This is a genomic window from Rhodococcus rhodochrous, from assembly GCF_014854695.1.
In the GTDB taxonomy this organism is placed as follows: Bacteria; Actinomycetota; Actinomycetes; order Mycobacteriales; family Mycobacteriaceae; genus Rhodococcus.
Map to the genome: position 1 here is coordinate 3,061,932 of NZ_CP027557.1, position 23,038 is coordinate 3,084,969.

Here is a 23,038-nt window from a genome sequence, read left to right on the forward strand (position 1 = left end):
GATGACGGGCACGGCAGTCGCCGTCCTGTGTGCGCTCGCCGCCGCCGCGCTCATCGCGGTCGGCAGTGTCGCGCAACAGAGTTCGGCCGCTGCCGTGCCCGACACCGACTCGCTCGTCGGTTCGCTGCTGCGCAGCCCCCGCTGGTGGGCGGGGATCCTCGGCGACGGCGGCAGCTACGTCCTGCAGGTGATCGCGCTCGTGTTCGGGTCGGTGCTGCTCGTCCAGCCCCTGCTCGTCGCGTCGCTGCTGTTCGCGTTGCCGCTCGCCGCCGCCACCACCGGCCGCCGCGTCACCCGCACCACCTGGCTGCTCGCCGGCGCATTGTGCGCGGCGCTGGCGATCTTCCTGCTCGTCGGCAACCCCAGCGAAGGCACCGGTGACGCCGCCGCCGTCCGCTGGGCGCTGCCGCTCGGGTCGGTACTCGCCGTCACCGCCGCCGCCGTCGTCGTCGCCCTGCTCTCACCGCGGTTACGGGCGCTGTCGTTCGGGATCGCCGCCGGCATCCTCTACGGCGTGACCAGCGCGTTCACCAAACACGTCACCGACCTCGCCGAAGACGGCATCGGCCCCCTGCTCACCTCGTGGCAGACCTGGACGCTCGTCGCCGCCGGCGCCGCCGCGATCTACCTGCAGCAACGCGCCTTCCAGGCCGGATCGCTCACCGCATCGCTGCCCGCCCTGACTGTCGGGGAACCGCTCGCCGCGATCGTGCTCGGCATGACCGTGCTCGGTGAACACCTGCGCACCGACGGCCCCGGACGGATCCTCGTCGGCGCCGCGGTCGTCGTGATGCTCGTGACCACCGTGGCGCTCTCGCGCGCCCAGGCCGCCGACACCCCCGCCGAGACCGCGGCTACGCCCGACCCAGCACCGCCACCAGAAACTCCGCGTCGTCGCTGAACGGCCGCAGATCCCAGGTCGAGAGCCGCACCTGCACCGCCAGACCCGCCTGCTGCGCGTCGGCGAAGAACTCCTCGAACGGATACTCGCGGCCCGCCCCGAAACCGATCACCGCCCGGCCCTGCGGCGCCAGATGCGCCGCGAAATTGCGCAGCACCGCCACTCGGGTCGACGGCGCCACGAAGGTCATCACATTCCCCGCGCACACGATCACATCGAAGTCGGCGTCGACACCGCGGGCCGGCAGATCCAGCTCGGCCAGATCCCCGACCAGCCATTCCGGCCCCGGATGATCCTCCTCCGCCGCCGCGATCAGCACCGGATCGACATCCACCCCCACCACACGGTGCCCGGCCCGGTGCAGATAGCCGCCGAGCCGGCCCGGTCCACACCCGGCATCGAGGATCCGTGCCCCGCGCGGCACCATCGCATCGATCAACCGGGCCTCCCCGACGGTGTCCTGCCCCTGAGCAACCATCGTGCGGAACCGTTCGACGTACCACGACGAATGCGCCGGATTCTCCGCCACGATCTCCTCCCACCGGCTCGGCACCCGCTCGCCGCTGCCGCCGTGTTCCGGACCCTCGCCGCCGCTCATCCACGCTCCTTCGTTCCACCGGGACACCTGCTCGACCCCCACCGTAGGCGCCGCACCGTCGCCTGCACCGCGACACACGGCAACCCCGCTCAGTAGAATCGGTACCCGTCGAAACCACTTCCGGCAGGCGGACACCGTCCGCGACCGGACCCGACGAGAGGACACCGGTGCCCGCGGCACCCACCACCAGCCCACCACCCGACACCAGCTCCCCCTGCCCGGAGTGCGACTCCGGGCCGGAAGGATCCTCTAGCGGGCCGGGTCACCACCCCGGCCACCACCCCGCCCGGCAGGACCGCCCCTGATGTCCGTCCTGCTCGATATCGCCGCCCTCCTCGGCTTCGTGGCGCTCACCGCAGGCACCGCCCTGTTCGTCGCCGCCGAGTTCTCCCTGACCGCCCTCGAACGCAGCGCCGTCGACGCGCACGCCCACGACGGCGACCGACGCGCCCGGCAGGTCCAGCACGCGCACCGCACCCTGTCGTTCCAGCTGTCCGGCGCCCAGCTCGGCATCACCATCACCACACTGATCACCGGCTATCTCGCCGAACCGATCCTCGCGCAGTTCTTCACCCCGCTGTTCGACGCGATCGGCCTGAGCACCTCCGTCGCCGCAACCGTCTCGCTGGTCCTCGCGCTGCTCATCGCCACCTCCTTCTCCATGGTCTTCGGCGAACTGGTCCCCAAGAACATCGCCATCGCCCGGCCCATGGGCACCGCCCGCGCCACCGCCGGCCTCCAACTGGCGTTCTCGCTGCTGTTCCGCTGGGCCATCCTCGGACTCAACGGCGCCGCCAACCACATCGTGCGGCGCCTCGGCATCGAACCGGCCGAGGAACTGCGCTCGGCGCGTTCCCCGCAGGAACTCGGGTCGCTGGTGCGCGCCTCGGCCCGCAGCGGCACCCTCGACGAGCACACCGCCCGCCTGGTCTACCGCTCCCTGCAGTTCGGGGACCGCACCGCCGAGGACCTCATGACCCCGCGCAGCACCGTCGAGAGCCTCGACCGCAACGCCACCGTCCTCGACCTCATCGAACTGTCCGCCCGCACCGGCTACTCACGCTTCCCGATCGTCGACGGCGACCTCGACGCCCCTCTCGGCGTCGTGCACGTCAAGCACGCATTCACCGTGCCCGGCCCGGCGCGCGGCACCACCGCCGTCGGCGCCCTCGCCCGCCGCGTGCCCACCGTGCCGTCCAGCCTCGACGGCGACACCGTCATGGAACGGGTGCGCTCGGACGGCATGCAGGTCGCGCTCGTCGTCGACGAATACGGCGGCACCGCCGGACTGATCACCATGGAGGACCTCGTCGAGGAGATCGTCGGCGACGTCCGCGACGAACACGACGAGACCGAACTCGACGCCCACCGCGAGGGGGACGGCTGGTCGTGCACGGGTCTGCTGCGCACCGACGAGCTCGCCCAGCTCACCGGCTACCGCGCCCCCGACGGCGACTACGAGACCCTCGCCGGACTGATCCTCACCGAACTCGGCCGCATCCCCGAGGTCGACGACGAGATCCAGCTGCCGCTGCGCCGCGGCGAACGCGACCTCACCTGGTACGCGCGCATCCTCGAGATGGACGGACACCGCATCGACCGGGTGCTGCTCGTCCCCGGCGCCGCCCCCGACCCCGAGAACCCCGACGGCGACAGCGATGGGGACAGGGACGACAGCGACGACGCCCCCGCTGCCGACGAGGGTGGTGAGCGTCGATGAGCGACTGGTTCGCGATCGTCCTCGCCGTGCTGCTGCTCGCCGGCAACGCCTTCTTCGTCGGCGCCGAGTTCTCCCTCATCACCGTCCGCCGCGACCGCCTCGAGACACTGCTCGCCCAGGGCAAGACCCGCGCCCGCACCGTCATCCACGCCGGCGAACACCTCTCGCTCATGCTCGCCGGCTCCCAGCTCGGCATCACGATCTGCTCGATCCTGCTCGGCCGCGTCGCCGAACCGGCCATCGCGCACCTGATCGAGGTGCCCCTGCATGCGGCCGGGGTGCCCGACGCGCTGCTGCACCCCATCGCGTTCACCATCGGGCTCACGATCGTGGTGGTGCTGCACATCCTGCTCGGCGAGATGGTGCCGAAGAACATCGCCATCGCCGGCCCGGAACGCGCCGCGATGCTGCTCGTGCCGATCCACCTACTGTTCATGCGACCCGCCCGGCCGGTCATCGCGTTCTACAACCTGTGCGCCAACGCCACCCTGCGCGCGGCGCACATCGACCCGAAGGACGAACTCGACACCTCCGTCTCCGCCGTGGAGCTCACCGAGATGATCGGTGAATCCCGCTCCGAGGGGCTGCTCGACGCGGAGGAACACAAGCGCCTCACCCGTGCTCTGGCCACCGGCGACCGCACCGTCGCCGACGTGATGATCCCGCTCGCCCGGGTGCGCACCGTCCCGCACACCGGCGCGGGCCCGACCCTCGGCGACGTCGAGCACGCGGTCACCACCACCGGCTTCTCCCGGTATCCCACGCGCCGACCCGACGGCACGATCACCGGCTATGTGCACATCAAGGACGTGCTCGATCTGGTGCGGGAACAGTCCACCGGTCCCGAGACCGTCATCCCTACCGCGGTGATCCGGAAGCTGCCGGCCATCGGGATCGGCGACGGTCTCGACGAGGCGCTGGCCGCGCTGCGCCGCAACAACGCGCATCTGGCCGGGGTGACCGACACCACCGGAACGCTGCGGGGCATCGTCGCGCTCGAGGACCTCGTGGAAGAGTTCGTCGGGACGGTCCGCGACGCCACCCACCGGGTCGCGGATCCGCTGGGCAACCGCCCCCGCACGACCGCACCCCGATCGACCGAACGAGAACCATGACCCGCTCCCCGTCCGTGACCGACCGCCCGGCGATCCTGGCCGAGACCGAATGGACCGCGCGGCGCGACGCCCACCACGCCGTCGTGGACGAGCTGCTCGCCGGGCATCTCGAACGACGCGCCACCGGGCGCGGCCACCCGGTGCACGACTTCCTGTTCACCTACTACAGCCTGCGGCCGAGCCAGCTGCGGCGCTGGCATCCCGGTTACGGCACCGTGCTGCTCGGCGCGGCCGCGGTGCGCGGCTACCGCGACCATCCGGGCTACGAGCGGGTCACCGTCGACGGGCAGCCGGGGGTGCGGGTGGGCCGGGAGGTGCTCGACCGGCGCGCCGACACCGTCGACTTCGTCGCGGGGCTGCTCACCGCGACGGCCTCCCGGCCGCCGCAGCTCGGCTGCTTCGGATTGCACGAGTGGGCGATGGTGTACCGGGCGGGGGTCGACGGGGTGCGGCATTCGTCGGTGCCGTTGCGGCTCGGCCACACCGGAACCGACACGGTGGTGGAATCAATGCAGCTTCGATGCACCCATTACGATGCGTTCCGGTTCTTCACCCCCGACGCCGTCCCGCGCAACGCCACCGAACTGACCCGCGACCAGCAGGTGCGCAGCGAGCAACCCGGCTGCCTGCACGCCGGCATGGACCTGTACAAGTGGGCCTACAAGCTGCTGCCGTTGACGGATTCGGAGCTGACGGTGCGGTGCCTGCGACACGCGTCCGCAGCCCGTGAATTGGATATGCGGGCAAGCCCGTATGATCTCGAGGACTACGGCTACTCGCCCATCAGGATCGAGACTGCCGCCGGACGCGCACAGTACGTCCGCGAGCAGTCGGCGCTCACCCGTCGCGCCGCAGCTCTGAGAGAAGAGCTGGTGAATCGATGTACCGCCCTGCAGGCGCACAGAACCACTGCGCCCGATACTACTGGCGGGTAACATAATCGACGATTCCGTGCGGCCGGGACGTTTCCGGCCGCACAGCAACCGGAAAGAGTGAGGGTGATGACAGAACGCGTGCAGGTCGGCGGACTTCAGATCGCGCAGGTTCTCTACGACTTCGTCAACAACGAGGCCATCCCCGGCAGCGGGCTCGACGCGGACACCTTCTGGGCAGGTGCCGACAAGATCGTCCACGACCTCGCCCCCAAGAACCGGGCGCTGCTCGCCAAGCGTGACGAACTCCAGGCTCAGATCGACGGCTGGCACCGCGACCGCGCCGGACAGCCCCACGACCCGGCCGCCTACAAGGCCTTCCTCGAAGAGATCGGCTACCTCGTTCCGGCCCCCGAGCCGTTCACCATCGGCACCGAGAACGTCGACTCCGAGATCGCCGAGACCGCCGGCCCGCAGCTCGTCGTGCCCGTCCTCAACGCCCGCTTCGCGCTCAACGCCTCCAACGCGCGTTGGGGATCGCTCTACGACGCGCTCTACGGCACCGACGTCATCCCCGAAGAAGGGGGCGCCGAGAAGACCGCCGGCTACAACAAGGTCCGCGGCGACAAGGTCATCGCCTGGGCCCGCGACTTCCTCGACAAGGCCGCACCCCTCGCGCAGGGCTCGCACGCCGACTCCACCGGCTACCGCATCGACGGCACCGAACTGAAGGTCACCCTCGGCGACGGCACCGTCACCGGACTCGCCCAGCCCGACAAGCTCGTCGGCTACCTCGGCGACAAGGCCACCCCGTCCTCGGTGCTGCTGCGCAACCACGGCCTGCACATCGACATCCAGATCGACCCCGAGTCCCCCATCGGCAGCACCGACGCCGCCGGCGTCAAGGACGTCGTCCTCGAATCCGCCGTCACCACCATCATGGACTTCGAGGACTCCGTCGCCGCCGTCGACGCCGACGACAAGGTCATCGGCTACCGCAACTGGCTCGGCCTCAACCGCGGCGACCTGTCCGAATCCTTCGACAAGGGCGGCAAGACCCTCACCCGCACGCTCAACCCGAACCGCCTCTACACCGCCCTCGACGGCAGCGACCTCGAACTGCACGGCCGCTCCCTGCTGTTCGTCCGCAACGTCGGACACCTCATGACCAACCCCGCCGTCCTCGACCGCGACGGCAACGAGGTCCCCGAAGGCATCCTCGACGCGCTCGTCACCAGCCTGTGCGCCATCCACGGCCTACACATCGACGAGGACCACGGCCCGCTCGCCAACAGCCGCACCGGCTCGATCTACATCGTCAAGCCCAAGCAGCACGGCCCCGAGGAATCCGCCTTCACCACCGAACTGTTCGGCCGCGTCGAAGAGGTCCTCTCCCTGCCCACCAACACCCTCAAGGTCGGCATCATGGACGAGGAACGACGCACCACCGTCAACCTCGCCGCCTGCATCAAGGCCGCCTCCGACCGCGTGGTGTTCATCAACACCGGCTTCCTCGACCGCACCGGCGACGAGATCCACACCTCCATGGAGGCCGGCCCCGTCGTCCGCAAGGCCGCGATGAAGCAGCAGCGCTGGATCGCCGCCTACGAGGACTGGAACGTCGACACCGGCCTCGCCTGCGGCCTGCAGGGCAAGGCCCAGATCGGCAAGGGCATGTGGGCCATGACCGACCTCATGCGCGACATGGTCGAGCAGAAGATCGGCCAGCCCAAGGCCGGCGCCAACACCGCCTGGGTGCCCTCGCCCACCGGCGCCACCCTGCACGCCACCCACTACCACGAGGTCGACGTCTTCGCCGTCCAGAACGAGCTCAAGGGCACCAGCCGCGCCACCGTCGACGACATCCTCACCATCCCCCTCGCCGAGAACCCGAACTGGACCGACGAGGAGAAGCGCGAAGAACTCGACAACAACTGCCAGTCCATCCTCGGCTACGTCGTGCGCTGGATCGACGCCGGCGTCGGCTGCTCCAAGGTCCCCGACATCCACGACGTCGCCCTCATGGAGGACCGCGCCACCCTGCGCATCTCCAGCCAGCTCCTCGCCAACTGGATCCGCCACGACGTCGTCACCGCCGACGAGGTCATCGCCTCCCTCGAGCGCATGGCACCCGTCGTCGACCGGCAGAACGAAGGCGACCCCGGCTACCGGCCGCTCGCCCCGAACTTCGACGACAACATCGCCTTCCAGGCCGCCAAGGAACTCATCCTCGAAGGCACCACACAGCCCAGCGGCTACACCGAGCCGATCCTGCACCGCCGTCGCCGCGAGAACAAGGCCAAGTACGCCTGACCCGCACACCGACACCCCAGGGCCCCGATCCACACCGGATCGGGGCCCTGCCCGTCCCCGCACCGCGCGGCGGAGCCAGGTCACATCCCGTCTCTCACTAGACTCGACCATCGGACCGACGAACGAAACGAGGCGGACACGACGTGGGCGGGCGACATCGCGGCAGCGGACGACGAGGAATCAGCACGAGCGTCATCGTGGTCGCCGTAGGCGTAGCACTCGCCCTGCTCGCCGTCCTCGGCTGGTTCCGCCTCCGCGACAACATCGACGACCAGGCCACCGCCGCCGCCGAAACCTGCGTCGAAGGCGACACCGTCCTGCACATCGCCGCCGACCCCCTCATCGCTCCCGCCCTCACCGAACTCGCCGACCAGTGGACCGACGGCGGCGTCCGCGTCATCCGCGACCACTGCGTCACCGCCGAGATCACCGCCGTCGACAGCCTCGCCTCCGCCGACACCCTCACCGCCGGCACCTGGGATCCGGCACTCGGCCCCGAACCCGCCCTGTGGGTGCCCCTCGACACCCGGATGAGCGCCCGCGCCGCCGACACCATCGACGGCACCCCCCGCTCCCTCGCCACCTCCCCGGTCGTGCTCGCCGTCCCCACCGACCTCGGCCGCGCCCTCACCACCGCCACCGTCCGCTGGCAGGACCTGCCCCGACTCCAGAACGACCCCGCCGCCATGCGCGAGAGCGGACTCGACATCTGGGGCACCCTCGGCCTCGCCCTGCCCACCGGCACCGAGACCCACGCCACCACCCTCGCCCTCGAAGCCGTCACCGCCGCCACCACCGGCATCGGCGCCGGACCGGTCACCCTCGAACAGGCCGCCACCCCCACCGCCATCACCGCCGTGAGCACCCTCGCGCTCGGCGCCGACACCCTCGGCGCAGTCGGCACCACCGCCGACACCCTCGCCGCGCTCGGCGCCCGCCCCGACACCGAGGCCCCCATCCACGCCGTGCCGGTCGTCGAACAGCAACTGCACCGCGCTCTCACCGACGGGCAGGTCCGCGGCCTCACCGGCCACCTGCCGATCGGCGTCGCACCCGTCGTCGACTTCCCCACCGCCGTCGTCGACGCCCCCTGGGTCGACGAGACCCTCGCCCGCGCCGCCGCGGAGTTCACCGACTACGCGCGTCGCCCCGAACAGACCGGCATCCTCACCGCCCACGGCTTCCGCACCGCCGACGCCGCCCCCGAACCCGCCGGGGAACTGCCGCTGCCCCGCGTCGACACCGTCCTCGCCCCCGCCGACCCCACCGTCGACGACGTCCTCGTCGCACTGCGTCTCGCCCCGGTGTCCCCGCGCAAGGTCACGATGGTCGTCGACACCTCCACCTCCATGGGCACCCCCGCCGGCGACGGCACCCGCCTCACCGCCACCGCGGGGGCCCTGCGCGAGGCCATGCGCCGAGCCTCCATCAACTCGGTGATGGGCATGTACGTCTTCGCCGACACCCCCAGCGGGCACCGCGTCGCCGTCATCCGCGACGGCCTCACCGAGTCCAAGCGCGCGGCGATGTCCTCGGTCCTCGACGACATCGACCTCGTCGAGCGCGAACCGGTCTACGCCACCCTCACCGCCGCCTACCGCGACGCCGTCGACAACTACGACCCGGGCCGACCGAACTCCGTGCTCGTCGTCGTCGACAGCGACGACCCCGACGAGACGGCCGCCCGCGACCTGCGCGCGGCGATCGACGAACTCGCGTCCCCTGCCACCCCTGTGCGGATCGACGTCGTCATCCTCGGCGACCGCACCGACCCCGTCCTCGAGCAAGCCGCCGAGGCCACCGACGGCAACCTCACCGTCGTCGACACCACCGACCCGGCCGATCTCACCGACCTCCTCCGAAAGCTGACGTCCTGACCGTGCTCCGACTTCTCGTCATGGGGGTCTTCCTCGCCCTCCTCACCTACCTGCTGCATCGACGACTCGTCCGGGCACCCGGCCTGCCGCGTCCTGCCGCCCTCGCCGCCGACCTCGTCCTGGCGGCGATGTTCGTCCTCACGCTCGGTGCCTCCGGGGTGGGCACGGCGCTCGACCCCGCCTGGGCCCGCCCCATCGGGTTCCTCGGCTGGAGCTGGATGGCGGTGGTGCTGTACCTGATGCTCGGGCTCCTGCTCGTCGGAGCGGGACTGCTCGTCGCCCGCCTCGTCCGGCGCGGACACCCCGGGCCGACCACCGACGTGACCCCGCGACGGGGTCTGCGCATCGCGACCGCCGTGCTCGTCGTCGCCGCGGTCGCCGCCGTCGGATACGGCACGGTCGAAGCCGACCGGCCGCGGATCGTCACCGTGCCCGTCGCGCTGCAGGACCTGCCCACCGGCTTCGACGGCGCCCGGATCGCGCTCGTCACCGACCTGCACGTCGGACCCGCCCGCGGCGCCGACTTCGTGCAACGCGTCGTCGACCTCGTCGCCGACCAGCAGCCCGACCTGATCGTGCTCGGCGGCGACCTCGCCGACGGCACCGTCGACCTCGTCGGTTCCGACCTCGAACCGCTCCGGCAGCTGCAGGCCCCGCTCGGGGTGTACGGCGTCAGCGGCAACCACGAGTACTACTCCGACGACGCCGAATCATGGCTCGACCATTGGGAGACGCTCGGTGTACGCACCCTGCGCAACGAGCACGTCGTCCTCGAACGCGCCGGCGACGTCGTCGCGCTCGCCGGCGTCCACGACTACACGGCCACCGAACCCCACCACCCGGACATGCCCACCGCCCTCGACGGCATCGCGGACGGTACCCCGGTGATCCTCGCCGCCCACCAGCCCCGGCACATCGACGAGGCCCGCGAGCTCGGAGTCGACCTGCAGCTGTCCGGGCACACCCACGGCGGACAGATGTGGCCGCTGCGGCCGTTCGTATCCCTCGCCAACCCCACCGTCACCGGACTCGACCGCTTCGGTGACACGCAGATCTATACGTCCCAGGGCACCGGCGCGTGGGGACCGCCCGTGCGGGTCGGCACCCCACCGGAGATCTCCGTCCTCGAGCTGACCGCCGCGAACTGAGGGCCTTGCCCTCAGGGCAGGGTGAGATGTGTTCTTACTGGGTAGAGGTTCTGTATTTCTTTGGTTTCCGTACTATTCGGAGTTATTCTATCGATGAAGATGGCCGACGGACGTGTCCGTCGGCCATCCCCGGCATCAGCCGCTGTACGCCTCCAAGGGAGGGCACGAGCACACCAGGTTCCGGTCGCCGTGTGCGCCGTCGATACGCCGCACCGCCGGCCACACCTTGGCCCGGCTCTTCCCCATCGGGAACACCGCGATCTCCCGCGAGTACGGGTGGTTCCACTCACCCACCAGGCATTCCGCGGTGTGCGGAGCCCCGCGCAGCGGATTGTCGTCCACCGGCCACTCTCCTGCCCCGACCCGGTCGATTTCACCGCGGATCGAAATCATCGCGTCGATGAACGCGTCGAGTTCGGCGATGTCCTCGCTCTCGGTGGGCTCGACCATGAGGGTGCCGGCCACCGGGAAGCTCATCGTCGGCGCGTGGAAGCCGTAATCGGCCAGACGCTTCGCGACGTCGTCGACCGTCACCCCCGTCGCCTTCGTCAGCGGACGCAGATCGAGGATGCACTCGTGGGCGACCATGCCGGTCTCCCCCGTATACAGCACCGGGAAGTACTCGTCGAGACGACGCGCGATGTAGTTGGCCGACGCGATTGCCGTCAGCGACGCGCGACGCAGTCCCTCGGCACCCATCATCTTGATGTACGCCCAGGTGATCGGCAGGATCGACGCCGACCCGAAGGGCGCCGCCGAGACCGGTCCCGCTCCCCCGAGTCCCGGCTCCGCCGGATGACCCGGCAGGTACGGGGCCAGATGCGAACGGACACCGATCGGGCCGACCCCCGGACCGCCACCACCGTGCGGGATGCAGAAGGTCTTGTGCAGGTTCAGGTGGCTGACATCGCCCCCGAACTTGCCCGGCCGCGCCAGACCCACGAGAGCGTTGAGGTTGGCGCCGTCGATGTACACCTGACCGCCGGCGTCGTGCACGGCACCGCAGATGTCGGCGATGTCGTGCTCGTAGACACCGTGCGTGGACGGATAGGTGATCATGATCGCGGCCAGTCGCGCACCGTGGTCGGCGATCTTGGCGCGCAGGTCGTCGAGATCGACGTCGCCGTTCGGACGGCACGCGACGACCTCGACACGCATGCCCGCCATCACAGCGGATGCGGCATTGGTGCCGTGCGCGCTCGACGGGATCAGGCAGATGTCCCGATCGGTGTCGCCGCGGTCGAGGTGGTAGTGGCGGATCGCGAGCAGACCCGCGTACTCACCCTGGCTGCCGGCGTTGGGCTGCAGGCTCACGGCGTCGTAGCCCGTCACCGCGGCGAGCCAACCCTCCAGGTCGGCGATGAGACGGCGGATGCCGCCCGTCTGGTCCGCCGGAGCGAAGGGATGCAGACCCGCGAACTCGGGCCAGGTGATGGCTTCCATCTCGGCGGCGGCGTTGAGCTTCATCGTGCACGAGCCCAGTGGGATCATCGTCCGGTCGAGGGCGAGGTCCTTGTCGGACAGACGCCGCAGGTAACGCATCATCGCGGTCTCGGTGCGGTAGCGGGTGAACGCCTCGTGCTGCAGGAACTCGCTGGTGCGGGCCAGGGCCTGCGGCAGCGCCGTTCCCTCGGCGGCCTCCCCGGCGTCGACGCCGAAAGCGCCCAGGACCGCGTCCACGTGCGCCGCGGTGGTGGCCTCGTCGCACGAGATCGACACGTGATCGTCGTCGACCCGGTACAGGTTGATGCCGGCCTCGAGGGCGGCGGCGAGCACGGCGTCGGCGCGCCCCGGGACGCGCACGAGGACGGTGTCGAAGAACTCGTCGTGGACGACCTCGACGCCACCGGCGCGCAGACCGTCGGCGAGGCGGCGGGCGTGCCCGGCGACGCGGCGGGCGATGCCGGTGAGGCCTTCGGCGCCGTGGTACGAGACGTACATGGCCGCGAGCACGGCGAGGAGCACCTGGGCGGTGCAGATGTTGCTGGTGGCCTTCTCACGGCGGATGTGCTGCTCACGGGTCTGCAACGCGAGCCGGTAGGCCGGGTTGCCGTCCGCGTCCACCGAGACACCGACGAGGCGTCCCGGCAGGGTGCGGGTGTGGGCGCTACCGACGGCGAGGTAGCCGGCGTGCGGCCCACCGAAGCCCATCGGCACACCGAACCGCTGGGTGGTGCCGAAGCACGCGTCGGCGCCCTGCTCCCCGGGCGGGGTGATCAGGGTCATGGCCAGCAGGTCGGCACCGACGGCGACGAGCGCGCCGCGGTCGTGGGCGGCCGCGATGATCGGAGCGGCGTCGATGATGCGTCCCGAAGCGCCGGGCACCTGCAGGATCACGCCGAAGAACTCGCCCTCGGGCAGTCCGTCGGCAGCGAGGTCGGCGGTGACGATCTCGATGCCGAGTGGTTCGGCGCGGGTCGCCAGCACCGCGGCGGTCTGCGCGAACAGGTCGACGTCGACGACCAGGCGCGGGCTCTTGGACTTGCGGTTCGCGCGGCGCAGCAGGGTCATCGCCTCGGCGGCGGCGGTGGCCTCGTCGAGCATCGACGAGTTCGCGATCTCCATGCCGGTCAGGTCGGCGACCATGGTCTGGAAGTTCAGCAGCGCCTCGAGGCGTCCCTGACTGATCTCCGGCTGGTAGGGGGTGTAGGCCGTGTACCAGGCGGGGTTCTCGATGATGTTGCGCAGCAGCACGGGCGGCGTGAGCGTGTCGTAGTAGCCGTGACCGATCATCGATGTCGCCACGGTGTTCTGCGACGCGAGTGCCTTCAGTTCGGCGAGTACGTCGTGCTCGGAGCGGGGCGCGTCGAGGACGTCGAGGCCGGTCGGCACGTTGTCTGCACGGTCGTCGAGGATGGCGGCCGGTACCGCGGCGGTGGCGAGGGCGTCGAGGGAATCGACTCCGACGACGTCGAGGATCCGGTTCAGGCCGGCGGTGTCGGGGCCGATGTGGCGATCGGCGAAGTTCGAGGTGACGGCATCTGTCATCGCAGCTCCCGGGCTGGTCGGCGAGGTCCACATGCGCGCGGTCGCGCGAGGTGGTTCCTCCCCCTCTGTCGTGAGCTCGCGGAGCGAGCGCCTGAGAGATTCGGCCGGCCAGAGCCTTTCCCCGTGGGCGGGCGGGTGCTCCCGCCGCTTTCCAGAGACGTCGGAGCTCACGCGGTCCCGGTTGCCTGAGAGATTGACGGGGAGGTGCTGCTCCTTCGGCGCCCGGCTCGGTGTCCGGGTCTCTCCCGCGTGATGGCGACGCATCTTCGAGTCTAGATCACGTCGCAGGGGTCGAAATACCGCAGGTGCGGAAAGCGCCGCAGGTGGTGGAGATGGATCAGCAGAGATGGATCGGCGGTGTCGTCGGCCGATGCGACATCAGTGGTGGGGTCAGCCGATGCGGCGGTTGATGCGTTCGCGGCGACGCGACGCGAGTTCGTCCTCGGGGCGTTCCTCGACGCCGCCGCCATCGGCGCGTTCGGCGGGAAAATCGGCAATGCTGCCGGTGAGTTCGCGCATCGCGCCGCTCACCGCGATCCCGAAGACACCTTGCCCGCCCTGCAGCAGGTCGACGACCTCTTCGGGCGACGTGCACTCGTAGACGGTGGTGCCATCGGAGAACAGGGTGATCTTCGCGAGGTCGCCCACCCCGCGGCTGCGGAGATGGTCGACGGCGACGCGGATGTTCTGCAGCGAGACACCGGTGTCGAGCAGGCGCTTGACGATCTTGAGGACGAGGATGTCCTTGAACGAGTACAGCCGCTGGCTACCGGAGCCGGCGGCCCCGCGGATGGACGGTACGACCAGATTCGTGCGGGCCCAGTAGTCGAGCTGGCGGTAGCTGATTCCCGCGATCTGACAGGCGATGGGCACGCGGTAGCCGACGAGCTCGTCGGGTACCGAGTTGTCCGGAAACAGGCCCGGTTGGATCTCGTCGGTCTCGTTCGTCCGCGGCGCCGGATTCGAGCGATCGCCGGAATCGACGCCGAGTGGCTGTCCCTTCGTCCGATCTCGCACTACTGACTCCCTCTCGCGCGCCCAGTTCTGCCTCGCAACGATCGATTGGCGGATCCCCCCGACCACATCCGATCATCGAGCGCTCCCAGGCTCACCGAGTCATCCCTGGCGGATCAACTCAGCGTACGCTCCGGTGTTGGGCGTCGGGCTGCAACACGCCGACCGGAAGGCAACGTTCGACATTACTACCGTCACGGCCGACGCGCGCGCCAACGCTCGTCGCCGTGCGGACGGACGGCGCTCAGCCGTCCGTCGCCTTGAAATCGTCGGGCGAGACGGAGTCGAGGAACTCCTTGAACTTCTCGACCTCGTCCTCCCGTTCGTCGGGCATGACCAGTCCTGCCTCCGTGAGCACCGGTTCCTCGACGTGGACCGGCGCGCCGATGCGCAAGGCCACCGCGACCCCGTCGGAGGGCCGGCAGGACACGCGCATCCCTCCGTCGAAGACCAGATCCGCGTAGAACGTCCCTTCGCGCAGGTCGACGATGCGCACCTCGCGCAGGTTGTGACCGAACGCCTCGAGGAGGTTCTTGATCAGGTCGTGGGTCAGCGGCCGCGCTGGTTCGACCCCCTGCTGTTCGAGGGCGATGGCGGTCGCTTCGTTCTGCCCGATCCAGATCGGCAGATACCGATCGCCGTCGACCTCCCGCAGCAGGAGGACAGGCTGGTTCTGCGGCTGTTCGATACGAATCCCTACTATCCGCATCTCGCTCATCGCGATGCCTCCGTCCTGCTGCTCGTCGGTGGTGGGACCACCCGACAGGTACTGCCTGGAATTCTAGTGTCCTCCAGCGCATCCGTCAGGTGCCGTACGTCACCACCCGACGGAGGGCCCGTGGTCGCACACGGCGATGAATTCGTCGCCTAACGGTCGAGGGCCCCCTGCACCGCCGCTTTCACCAGGCAGGTGTGCAATGTCAACGACAGTGCGGCCAGTTCGCGCACCATCTCCTCGGCGCGCTGCCGCGCCCCGGCGTCGCGGCCCTTCGCGATCGGACCGGCGATCTGCGCGACGAGCGCGGCCTCGCGGTCGGCGGCGAGCTTGAACGCCCGCAGGTGCCGAACCTCGAGGCCGAACTCCGCCATCGCTTTCGCCGTGCGGGCGAGCAGCACCGCGTCCTCGTCGAAGAAACCGGCCGGGCCCGGCTTGACCAGGCCCGCCCCCACCAGCTCGGTGAGGAAGGCCGCGTCGATCCCCGCACGGGTGCACAGATCGTCGCGACTCACCCGGATCTCGCGGTCCGAGCGCAGATCCTCCGGCGAGACCTCGCCGCGGGCGACCGCCAGCGGGCGCGGCCGGGTGATCCGGGTCTCGACCGATCCCACCGTGGCGGCGCCGCGGTCGATCGCCTCGAGCTGCTCCTTGATCACCTTGAGCGGAAGGTACTGATCGCGCTGCGCGGTGAGCACGTACCGCAGACGCTCGCAGTCGGCGATCGAGAAGCGTCGGTAGCCCGAGGGGGTGCGTTCCGGGCTGATCAGTCCCTCGGCCTCGAGGAACCGGATCTTCGAGATCGTCACGTCCGGGAATTCCGGACGCAGGCGGTCGAGCACCGACCCGATCGACATTCCGGCCGGCGCCGGCTGGCGGGCCGCGGTCATCAGCTACCCGCGCCCTGGTTACCTCGCGGACCGGTCAGGAACACCAGCCGGAACTTGCCGATCTGCACCTCGTCGCCGTTCGCGAGAACGGCGGAGTCGACCGGCTCGCGGTTGACGTAGGTGCCGTTGAGGCTTCCCACGTCGACGACCTGGAATTCGCCCTCGTCCTGGCGGAACTCGGCGTGCCGACGGCTGACGGTCACGTCGTCGAGGAAGATGTCGCTGTCGGGATGCCGACCCGCCGAGGTGGTGGGCTGGTCGAGCAGGAAGCGCGATCCTGCATTGGGTCCCCGCTTGACCACCAGCAGCGCCGATCCGGCGGGCAGGCCCTCGACACCCGAGACGGGCGCTTCGGTGGTGGCCGAACCCGCGCCCTCCACTTCGTTCAGGAAGTCGGCGCGAAATACCGAAGTGGTCTCTGCAGGAGTCTCCTCGTAGCCCGCGTTGCCGTTCTCGCTCACCGTTTCTCCTTATCCGTTCGACCACCCGGGTGATCCCGGACGGTCGCTGATTCGTTCGCCCCGTTCAGGTCCGACACGGCACACGCCATATCCGACCGTACCCCGCTCGGGGGTACTGACGCAGACAGTCGCGGTCACGTTACCTGTCGGGTCCGTCAGCCTTCCGTGATCCCGCGGTAACCTTCCGCGTCGAGCGTCTCCGCGAGCGCCTCGTCGAGGTCGCTCTCGCTGCCGATCTCCACGTCGACGAGCCAGCCGTCCTCGTACGGGCTGCTGTTCACCAGTTCGGGATTCGCGTCGAGTTCCGTGTTGACGGCGGTCACCTTCGCAGTCAGCGGCGCGAACACGTCCGACACGCTCTTGGTGGACTCGACCTCTCCGAAGGACTCGCCGGCGGCGATCTCGGCGCCCGCCTCGGGCAGCTGCACGAAGACCACGTCGCCGAGTTGGGACTGTGCGTAGTCGGTGATCCCGATGCGCACGGTCGTCGCGCCCGTCCTGCGCACCCACTCGTGCTCGGGGGTGTACCGCAGATCCTCGGGTGTCGCGAAATCGGTCAAGACTGGTCCTTTCGGAGACGACGTTCGACCGGAACGTCGGATTCAGTTACCGGGCTGAGAGTATTGGCGTGGCTCGATCTCCCGCAAGGCGGACACCTCCACCTGCGGAGACTGTTCCACGGACAATGATCCGCCCGCACGGGCGACCGTGTCGACCACTCCGCCGGGAATGTTCAACGCGGCGGCGAGAGTCGGTCCGTCGCCGATGGCGGTGACGGTGTACGGAGCGTCGAGTCCGCGGTCGTCGACGACGATGTCACCGCCCGGTCCGGTGACCCACGAATCGACCCCGATGCGCACGGTCTCGCCGTTCGCCCCGGCGATCTGCATCGTGTCGGCACCCGCCGCGCGCAGCTCCTGAATCATGTCGAGCAGCACCTCCGATCCGACGCCCTCGCGCGGATCGTCGACGGTGAGAACCACTCCGGGCCCGGTGGCGGGTTCGGTGCCGAGTTGCACCGACAGCGTGTACAGGCGCGTGCGGGCTTCCTCGAGTGCCGCTTCCGAGCCTTCCTGTTCGAGACTCGAGAGGGTGCGCTCGAGTTCGGTGATCTCCTGGCGGAGAGCGGCTTCGCGGCGGTTGAGGTTGTCGAGCAGCACGAGCAGGTCCGCAGGGCGCGCCGAGTCGAGGTCGTCGCCGGTGTCGGTCGTGCGCACCTGGGTGGCGATACCGGCGCCGAGCAGGACGACGAGAATCGCCGCGAGGACGAGGAAGACGCGTTGCGAGCGGGTGGTGCGGCTCGCGTCGGACCCGGCGGTGGTCTCGTCGCCCGCGCCGGCGCCGGTCTCGGGCGTGGTACCGGTGTCGCGCGTGGGGCCGGGTTGTTGCGGTTCGGTCACGGTCAGGCTCCGAACAGGCGACGACGTAGGGCGGCAGCGTTTCCGAAGATGCGGATGCCGAGGACGACGATGACTGCGGTCGACAGCTGGGTGCCCACCCCGAGCTGGTCGCCGAGCCACACGATCAGTGCGGCGACGAGGACGTTGAAGACGAACGACACCACGAACACCTTCGCGTCGAAGATGTCGTCGAGATAGGCGCGCAGACCGCCGAAGACCGTGTCGAGCGCGGCGACCACCGCGATGGGCAGGTAGGGCTGCACGACATCGGGTACCTGTGGGCTGAACACGATTCCGGCGCCGATCCCGATCGCCAGTGCGAGCACCGCGTAGAGCGCGTGACCGTGTTCGAGTCGCTTCACCTGTACCCCGTTTCTCCACTGCTGCCGAGTTTCCGGACCGTGGCGGCCGGAAACTCGAGATCGTCCTCCTCGGCGAGGGTGAATCCCACCCCGTAGAGCTGCTGAATCCCCGCGATGCGCAGGTAGGCGTCGCTGACGACGAAGGACGTCTGCAGCCGGGAGGGAGATCCCACCGCCGAGACCGTGTACGGGGAGAATACGGGCCGGTTGTCGACGAGCATCGCTCCCCCGGCCTGCCGGACGGTCACCCCGGGACCCACCCGCACGCCCCCGACCTCGACGGCCTCCGCACCGGCCGCCCACAGCGCGTTGACGACCGACTGCAGGTCGCGGTCGAGAACGAGCGCGGTGGGCCGATCCTCGAGTCGTGCCGCATCCGACAGGTTCGGTCGCGCGGCGGGTTCGGTGAGGGTGACCGTGATCCCCGGACCACGCACCGGTGTTGCTGCGGCTGCGGTCTCGGCGTCGCGGAGTCGGTCGAGGATGGTCGCGCCGTCGCCTCCGTCGGAGAACAGGGCGGTGCGTCGTTCGTCGACCGCGGCACCGAGTTCGTCCCGTTGTGCAGTGAGCGCGGCGATGCGTTCGTCCCCTGCCCGAAGGGAGTCGAGGATCTCGGCGCGGGTGCTGTCGGTGCCGGCCTGCACGTCGGCGTTCTGCGCGTACGCGACGCCGATCACGAGGCCGGCGAGGAGAACTCCGACGCCGAGCCACGCGCGCGACGCGCGCGGAGAGGTGCTCGAGCGCCCTGCCGCCCGGTCCGCGGCGGACGCGGCGTAGCCGGGGTCGAGATGATCCTCGAGGAGCGACTTCAGGAGCGAGGGCACCGGATTGCGCCGGATGCGTTCCCATGCGCGGCTCATCGGATCACCGCCCGGCCGGCACGATCCGTGCCGTCACGACGGCCTGCCCGAGGTACAGCAGGCCGGTCCACACGTACAGCACGGTCCCCCAGATCAGGGCAGCCCAGCCGAGCGGGCCGGTGATCGGCTCCGAGGCGGGCACTGCGACGGCCCCGAGCATCAGCGGCAGTGCGCACATGAGCAGGAAGGTGGCGCCCTTGCCGAGGTACAGCACGTCCGGCGGGGGCAGTTCCCGGCGCCGGTAGACGGCCAGGGTCGGGGCCAGGACGAGTTCGCGGCCGACGAGGATCACCGCGATCCACCAGGGCACGATGTCGCGCGCCACGAGGGCGACGAGGGTGGCCACGATGTAGAGGCGGTCGACGGCGGGATCGAGAAGGGCGCCGAGTCGGGAGGTCTGGTCGAGCAACCGGGCGAGTTTGCCGTCGGCCCAGTCGGTGATACTGCTCGCGGCCAGCAGGATCAGCGCCCAGACATCGGCGTGGGCGACGAGGACGAGATAGAGGAAGACGGGCACACCCAGCAGTCGGACGAAGCTGAGGACGTTCGGCACGGTGAGGATGCGGTCCGATCCGCGCGCGTCGGCGGTTCCGGTCGCATCGGTCATGGTGGGCCGCTCCGTGTTCTCGTGAGGTCGTTCTCGTGGTGCCCCGCCGGAGTTCCGTTCGGGCACGGAGTCCAGCCTTCCACAGCCGCGCGACCGGAGATTCCGGGGTGTCAACGCCAGGCGAAGACCGGCTGCTCGAGACCGTCGATGCGCGTGGCCCGCCGGCGCAGCACGACCTCGCGGAACTGGTAGACCACCGCGGCGGTCGGTGCGTGCACGAGGTGACCGCGAAAGGGCCACTGGATCACCGGCTTGTCGGATTCGGGGATGGTGACGAAGCGCGGATCGACGTCGAGTTCGTCGGTGGTGACGGCGAAGAGCACGTCGACCTCGTCGGGGCTGGGCTTCAGATCGGTCACGGCGGTGTCCGACCACACGACGAACGGCGACATGACGTAACCGGAGCGCGTGATGTAGTCGTCGAGCCGGCCGAGCACGGCCTCGGGGCCGAGGTCGAGTCCGAGTTCCTCGTGCAGCTCGCGCAAGGCGGCCTCCTCGGCCTGCTCCCCCTCGTCCAGACGCCCGCCCGGCAACGCGAACTGGCCGGGATGCGCCCGCAGACGCGTGGGGCGCCGCGTGAGGGGCATGACGGGGTTGCCGTTCCCGTCGTCGAGCACCGCCACGACGACGGCTGCGTGCCGGCGGCCGTCGAGCGGCAATCGGCGCGAGTCGAACGCATCCAGCGCGTCGCGGACGTTGTCTCGGTCGAGAGGATGAGCAGCGGGCATGGGTCGACAGTAGTTCGTCACAATCGCACCGGCGGGTCGGCGCATGTCCTGGCTGGTGTCGGTGGTGCCGATCCCGAGGAGAGGAATTCTGGATATTTGTGGTTTCCGTACCGTCCGGATTACCTGCGTGGGTGGGAGTTCTCCGCACACGGATCCCCACCCGCGGTCATAGTGGGAGCCGACGGAAAGGAGCTCGATGAACGACGTGCCCGCCGGCCTCGACCTCGATGCGCTCGATGCCTATCTGCAGACCTCCGCCCCCGACCTGTTCTCCGGTCCCCTCCGCGCACGCCTGATCAGCGGCGGGCGCTCGAATCTCACCTACGAGGTGACCGACGGTGACCGGCGGCTGGTGCTGCGCCGTCCCCCACTCGGACACGTCCTCGCGACGGCACACGACATGGCTCGCGAGTACCGCGTCATCTCCGCGCTCGCCGGCACCGCGGTACCGGTCCCCCGCTCGTACCTGCTGTGCGAGGACGATTCGGTGCTCGGCGCGCCCTTCTACCTCATGGATCTGGTCGTGGGGACGCCCTATCGCACCGCGGAGGAACTCGAACCGCTCGGCGCCGAGCGCACGCGCGTGATCTCCGAGCGGATGGTCGACACCCTGGCCGCCCTGCACGCGGTGGACCCGGCCGCCGTGGGACTCGAGGACTTCGGCCGACCCCAGGGCTTCCTCGAGCGGCAGGTGCGGCGCTGGACCACCCAGCTCGAGAACTCGCACAGCCGGGACCTCGACGGCGCCGACGAGCTTCACCGGCTGCTCGTCGACAATCTGCCGGGCGACGGCGAGGTGGGTATCGTGCACGGCGACTACCGGCTCGACAACGTCCTCGTCGACGACGACAAGGTGGTCGCGGTGCTGGACTGGGAGATGGCCACGATCGGCGATCCCCTCACCGATGTGGCGTTGCTGCTGGTCTACCAGCGGCTGGCGCGGGAGAACACGGAATTCCCCGTCTCGACGGTGTCCCGCGCTCCGGGCTTCCTCGGCGACGACGAACTGCTCGCGCGGTACGAGGCCGCCGGTGGACGCGACCTGTCGGACATGGCGTTCCACCTCGCCCTGGCCTACTACAAGCTCGCGGTGATCCTCGAAGGCATCTACTTCCGGTTCCGTCAGGGCAAGACGGTCGGCGAGGGGTTCGAGGAACTCGGCCGCGGCGTCGAGCCGCTGTTGCACGCCGGTATCGATGCGCTGAAGAGTCGGAAGAGTTGATCGCGCGACCGTTGTCGTAGCCGCTCGGTACGCTCCGCTCATGCCGCATCCGGTGATGTTCGACAAGGCGGATCCCCTGCTCGCTCGTGTGCGCTCGCTCGCGCTGGCCCTGCCCGGCGCCTCCGAGAAGATCTCGCACGGCCGTCCGTTCTTCTCCACCCGGACGGCCTTCGCGGTCTACGGAGGCGGCGAGAAGGGCACCCGCGCACCGTTTCCCCGTTCCCTCCTCGTCAAGCCCGACGAGGAGGAGCGCCGCGCGCTGCTCGAGGAACCCCACACCTATGTGCCGATGTATTTCGGGCCGTCCGGGTGGGTCGGGTACGACCTCTCCCGTCCGGAGGTGGACTGGGACGAGGTCGCCGAACTGCTCGACATGTCCTATCGGCAGACCGCGCCACCGAAACTGGTGCGCGAGCTCGACGCCCGCCTCGGCTGACGGGCGCCGAGCGGCGCGGGTTCAGCCCTGCTGGTCGCCGATGCTGACCATCCACGACACGCCGAAGCGGTCGGTGCACATGCCGAACAGATCGCCCCAGGGGGCACGTTCGAGCGGCATGTCGACGCGACCGCTGTCGCTCAGCGCGTCCCACCAACCCCGGAGCACGCTCTCGTCGTCCCCGCTGAGCGACAGCGAGAAGTTCGTACCGGGCGTGTAGTCCATGCCGTTCGGGGTGTCCGAGGCCATGAGCACGAAGCCGCGGTCGGTGGTGAGCATCGAGTGCATCACCTTGTCGTCCTCGCTCGGATCCTGCGAGGCGTTCATGTCCGCGAACCTGCTCACCGTCAGTTCGCCGCCGAACACCGACCTGTAGAACTCCATGGCCTCGCGTGCGGAATCGCGGAATGCGAGATAGGGATTGAATCGTGTGGTCATCGTGGTCCTTTCCCGGGTGCCGCAGGGCACGGATGGTGCCGCACGGAGAGTGACCATCCGCCGACGCATTTCTCATCGTGGACGGTGCGCACCGGATCCGGGAGCGTTCGGCGCGATCCGTGTCAGGAGACCGCCACTGTGGCGCCGGCGTACTCGGGCCGGTCGATCAGGTCGGCCGGCACGCGCCCGACCGCACGTCGCGGGACCGCTCACGACGAGACGTCGCTGTCGGAAACCGTTGCCTCGTCGTCGTCACCGTCGGTGAGGTTCACCGGTTGCACGATGGTCCAGTCGAGGTCGCTGGAGCGCGCACGAGGGCGTCCTGCCCGTGCACGGCACGTTCGATATCCGAGTCACGGACGGCGTCGCCCGT

The 23,038-nt window shown here is 69.8% G+C and carries 22 protein-coding genes and 1 riboswitch; of the genes, 9 read left to right on the plus strand and 13 right to left on the minus strand.

Features of this window, described 5'->3' with window-relative positions; genetic code table 11:
* The first annotated feature begins 1 nt into the window (after position 1).
* On the plus strand, positions 2–901 hold the full coding sequence (locus tag C6Y44_RS14250; RefSeq protein ID WP_159418151.1) for a DMT family transporter: 900 nt from the start codon (positions 2–4) through the stop codon (positions 899–901).
* On the opposite strand, the gene C6Y44_RS14255 is transcribed toward C6Y44_RS14250, so the two are convergent.
* The gene (locus C6Y44_RS14255; protein WP_052227319.1) at positions 855–1,499 is read right to left on the minus strand and encodes a class I SAM-dependent methyltransferase; all 645 of its coding nucleotides are present in this window, start codon (positions 1,497–1,499) and stop codon (positions 855–857) included. The two genes, C6Y44_RS14250 and C6Y44_RS14255, sit on opposite strands and share 47 nt — an antisense overlap.
* 304 nt (positions 1,500–1,803) lie before the next feature.
* Here C6Y44_RS14255 and C6Y44_RS14260 point away from each other — a divergent pair, with 304 nt between their 5' ends.
* The 6 genes from C6Y44_RS14260 to C6Y44_RS14285 all read left to right on the plus strand — a co-directional run bounded on the left by C6Y44_RS14260 (position 1,804) and on the right by C6Y44_RS14285 (position 10,544).
* Positions 1,804–3,219 carry a hemolysin family protein gene (locus C6Y44_RS14260; protein WP_120282943.1) on the plus strand — a complete coding sequence of 472 codons (1,416 nt, stop codon included), beginning with the start codon at positions 1,804–1,806 and terminating at the stop codon, positions 3,217–3,219.
* A complete protein-coding gene (locus tag C6Y44_RS14265; RefSeq protein WP_120282944.1) occupies positions 3,216–4,334 on the plus strand; it encodes a hemolysin family protein in 1,119 nt (372 codons plus the stop codon). The genes C6Y44_RS14260 and C6Y44_RS14265 overlap by 4 nt, the downstream gene beginning before the upstream one ends.
* Positions 4,331–5,269: a 3-methyladenine DNA glycosylase gene (locus C6Y44_RS14270; RefSeq protein ID WP_159418150.1), complete on the plus strand. Its 939-nt coding sequence runs from the start codon at positions 4,331–4,333 to the stop codon at positions 5,267–5,269. Before C6Y44_RS14265 ends, C6Y44_RS14270 begins: the two co-directional genes overlap by 4 nt.
* A 66-nt stretch (positions 5,270–5,335) precedes the next feature.
* Entirely contained in the window at positions 5,336–7,519 is a 2,184-nt protein-coding gene (locus tag C6Y44_RS14275; protein WP_159418149.1) for a malate synthase G, read from the plus strand.
* 143 nt (positions 7,520–7,662) lie between these two features.
* The gene (locus C6Y44_RS28340; RefSeq protein WP_192378476.1) at positions 7,663–9,396 is read left to right on the plus strand and encodes a substrate-binding domain-containing protein; all 1,734 of its coding nucleotides are present in this window, start codon (positions 7,663–7,665) and stop codon (positions 9,394–9,396) included.
* Between the two features lie 2 nt (positions 9,397–9,398).
* Positions 9,399–10,544: a metallophosphoesterase gene (locus C6Y44_RS14285; protein ID WP_159418147.1), complete on the plus strand. Its 1,146-nt coding sequence runs from the start codon at positions 9,399–9,401 to the stop codon at positions 10,542–10,544.
* Between the two features lie 135 nt (positions 10,545–10,679).
* Here the strand turns inward: C6Y44_RS14285 and gcvP are convergent, their stop codons facing one another.
* The 11 genes from gcvP to C6Y44_RS14340 form a co-directional block, all read right to left on the minus strand.
* Positions 10,680–13,532: an aminomethyl-transferring glycine dehydrogenase gene (gene gcvP, locus C6Y44_RS14290; protein ID WP_159418146.1), complete on the minus strand. Its 2,853-nt coding sequence runs from the start codon at positions 13,530–13,532 to the stop codon at positions 10,680–10,682.
* 162 nt (positions 13,533–13,694) lie between these two features.
* Positions 13,695–13,790, minus strand: a riboswitch (glycine riboswitch).
* 132 nt (positions 13,791–13,922) lie between these two features.
* Entirely contained in the window at positions 13,923–14,549 is a 627-nt protein-coding gene (locus C6Y44_RS14295; RefSeq protein WP_016694271.1) for a MerR family transcriptional regulator, read from the minus strand.
* 241 nt (positions 14,550–14,790) lie between these two features.
* Complete coding sequence (locus C6Y44_RS14300; RefSeq protein WP_059384135.1) at positions 14,791–15,264, minus strand: bifunctional nuclease family protein; 474 nt, start codon at positions 15,262–15,264, stop codon at positions 14,791–14,793.
* 149 nt (positions 15,265–15,413) lie between these two features.
* Positions 15,414–16,151 (minus strand): transcriptional regulator FtsR, encoded by a 738-nt coding sequence (gene ftsR / locus C6Y44_RS14305; protein ID WP_016934922.1) that lies wholly within the window; start codon positions 16,149–16,151, stop codon positions 15,414–15,416.
* A complete protein-coding gene (gene garA, locus C6Y44_RS14310) occupies positions 16,151–16,612 on the minus strand; it encodes a glycogen accumulation regulator GarA (protein WP_006552746.1) in 462 nt (153 codons plus the stop codon). Before garA ends, ftsR begins: the two co-directional genes overlap by 1 nt.
* Before the next feature lie 155 nt (positions 16,613–16,767).
* The gene (gene gcvH, locus C6Y44_RS14315) at positions 16,768–17,172 is read right to left on the minus strand and encodes a glycine cleavage system protein GcvH (RefSeq protein ID WP_159418145.1); all 405 of its coding nucleotides are present in this window, start codon (positions 17,170–17,172) and stop codon (positions 16,768–16,770) included.
* 42 nt (positions 17,173–17,214) lie between these two features.
* On the minus strand, positions 17,215–18,012 hold the full coding sequence (locus C6Y44_RS14320) for a DUF881 domain-containing protein (protein ID WP_159418144.1): 798 nt from the start codon (positions 18,010–18,012) through the stop codon (positions 17,215–17,217).
* A 2-nt stretch (positions 18,013–18,014) separates the two neighbouring features.
* Positions 18,015–18,374 (minus strand): small basic family protein, encoded by a 360-nt coding sequence (locus tag C6Y44_RS14325; RefSeq protein WP_006552743.1) that lies wholly within the window; start codon positions 18,372–18,374, stop codon positions 18,015–18,017.
* A complete protein-coding gene (locus C6Y44_RS14330) occupies positions 18,371–19,234 on the minus strand; it encodes a DUF881 domain-containing protein (protein WP_159418143.1) in 864 nt (287 codons plus the stop codon). The genes C6Y44_RS14325 and C6Y44_RS14330 overlap by 4 nt, the downstream gene beginning before the upstream one ends.
* Before the next feature lie 4 nt (positions 19,235–19,238).
* Positions 19,239–19,841 carry a CDP-alcohol phosphatidyltransferase family protein gene (locus C6Y44_RS14335; protein WP_006552741.1) on the minus strand — a complete coding sequence of 201 codons (603 nt, stop codon included), beginning with the start codon at positions 19,839–19,841 and terminating at the stop codon, positions 19,239–19,241.
* A gap of 110 nt (positions 19,842–19,951) precedes the next feature.
* A complete protein-coding gene (locus C6Y44_RS14340; RefSeq protein WP_033098314.1) occupies positions 19,952–20,569 on the minus strand; it encodes an NUDIX hydrolase in 618 nt (205 codons plus the stop codon).
* A 196-nt stretch (positions 20,570–20,765) separates the two neighbouring features.
* Between C6Y44_RS14340 and C6Y44_RS14345 the strand changes: the two genes are divergently transcribed.
* Complete coding sequence (locus C6Y44_RS14345; protein ID WP_159418142.1) at positions 20,766–21,791, plus strand: phosphotransferase family protein; 1,026 nt, start codon at positions 20,766–20,768, stop codon at positions 21,789–21,791.
* Between the two features lie 40 nt (positions 21,792–21,831).
* Positions 21,832–22,227 (plus strand): MmcQ/YjbR family DNA-binding protein, encoded by a 396-nt coding sequence (locus tag C6Y44_RS14350; protein ID WP_088899577.1) that lies wholly within the window; start codon positions 21,832–21,834, stop codon positions 22,225–22,227.
* 21 nt (positions 22,228–22,248) lie between these two features.
* Here C6Y44_RS14350 and C6Y44_RS14355 read toward each other — a convergent pair whose 3' ends face one another.
* Positions 22,249–22,665: a VOC family protein gene (locus C6Y44_RS14355; RefSeq protein ID WP_033098316.1), complete on the minus strand. Its 417-nt coding sequence runs from the start codon at positions 22,663–22,665 to the stop codon at positions 22,249–22,251.
* Positions 22,666–23,038: the final 373 nt, after the last annotated feature.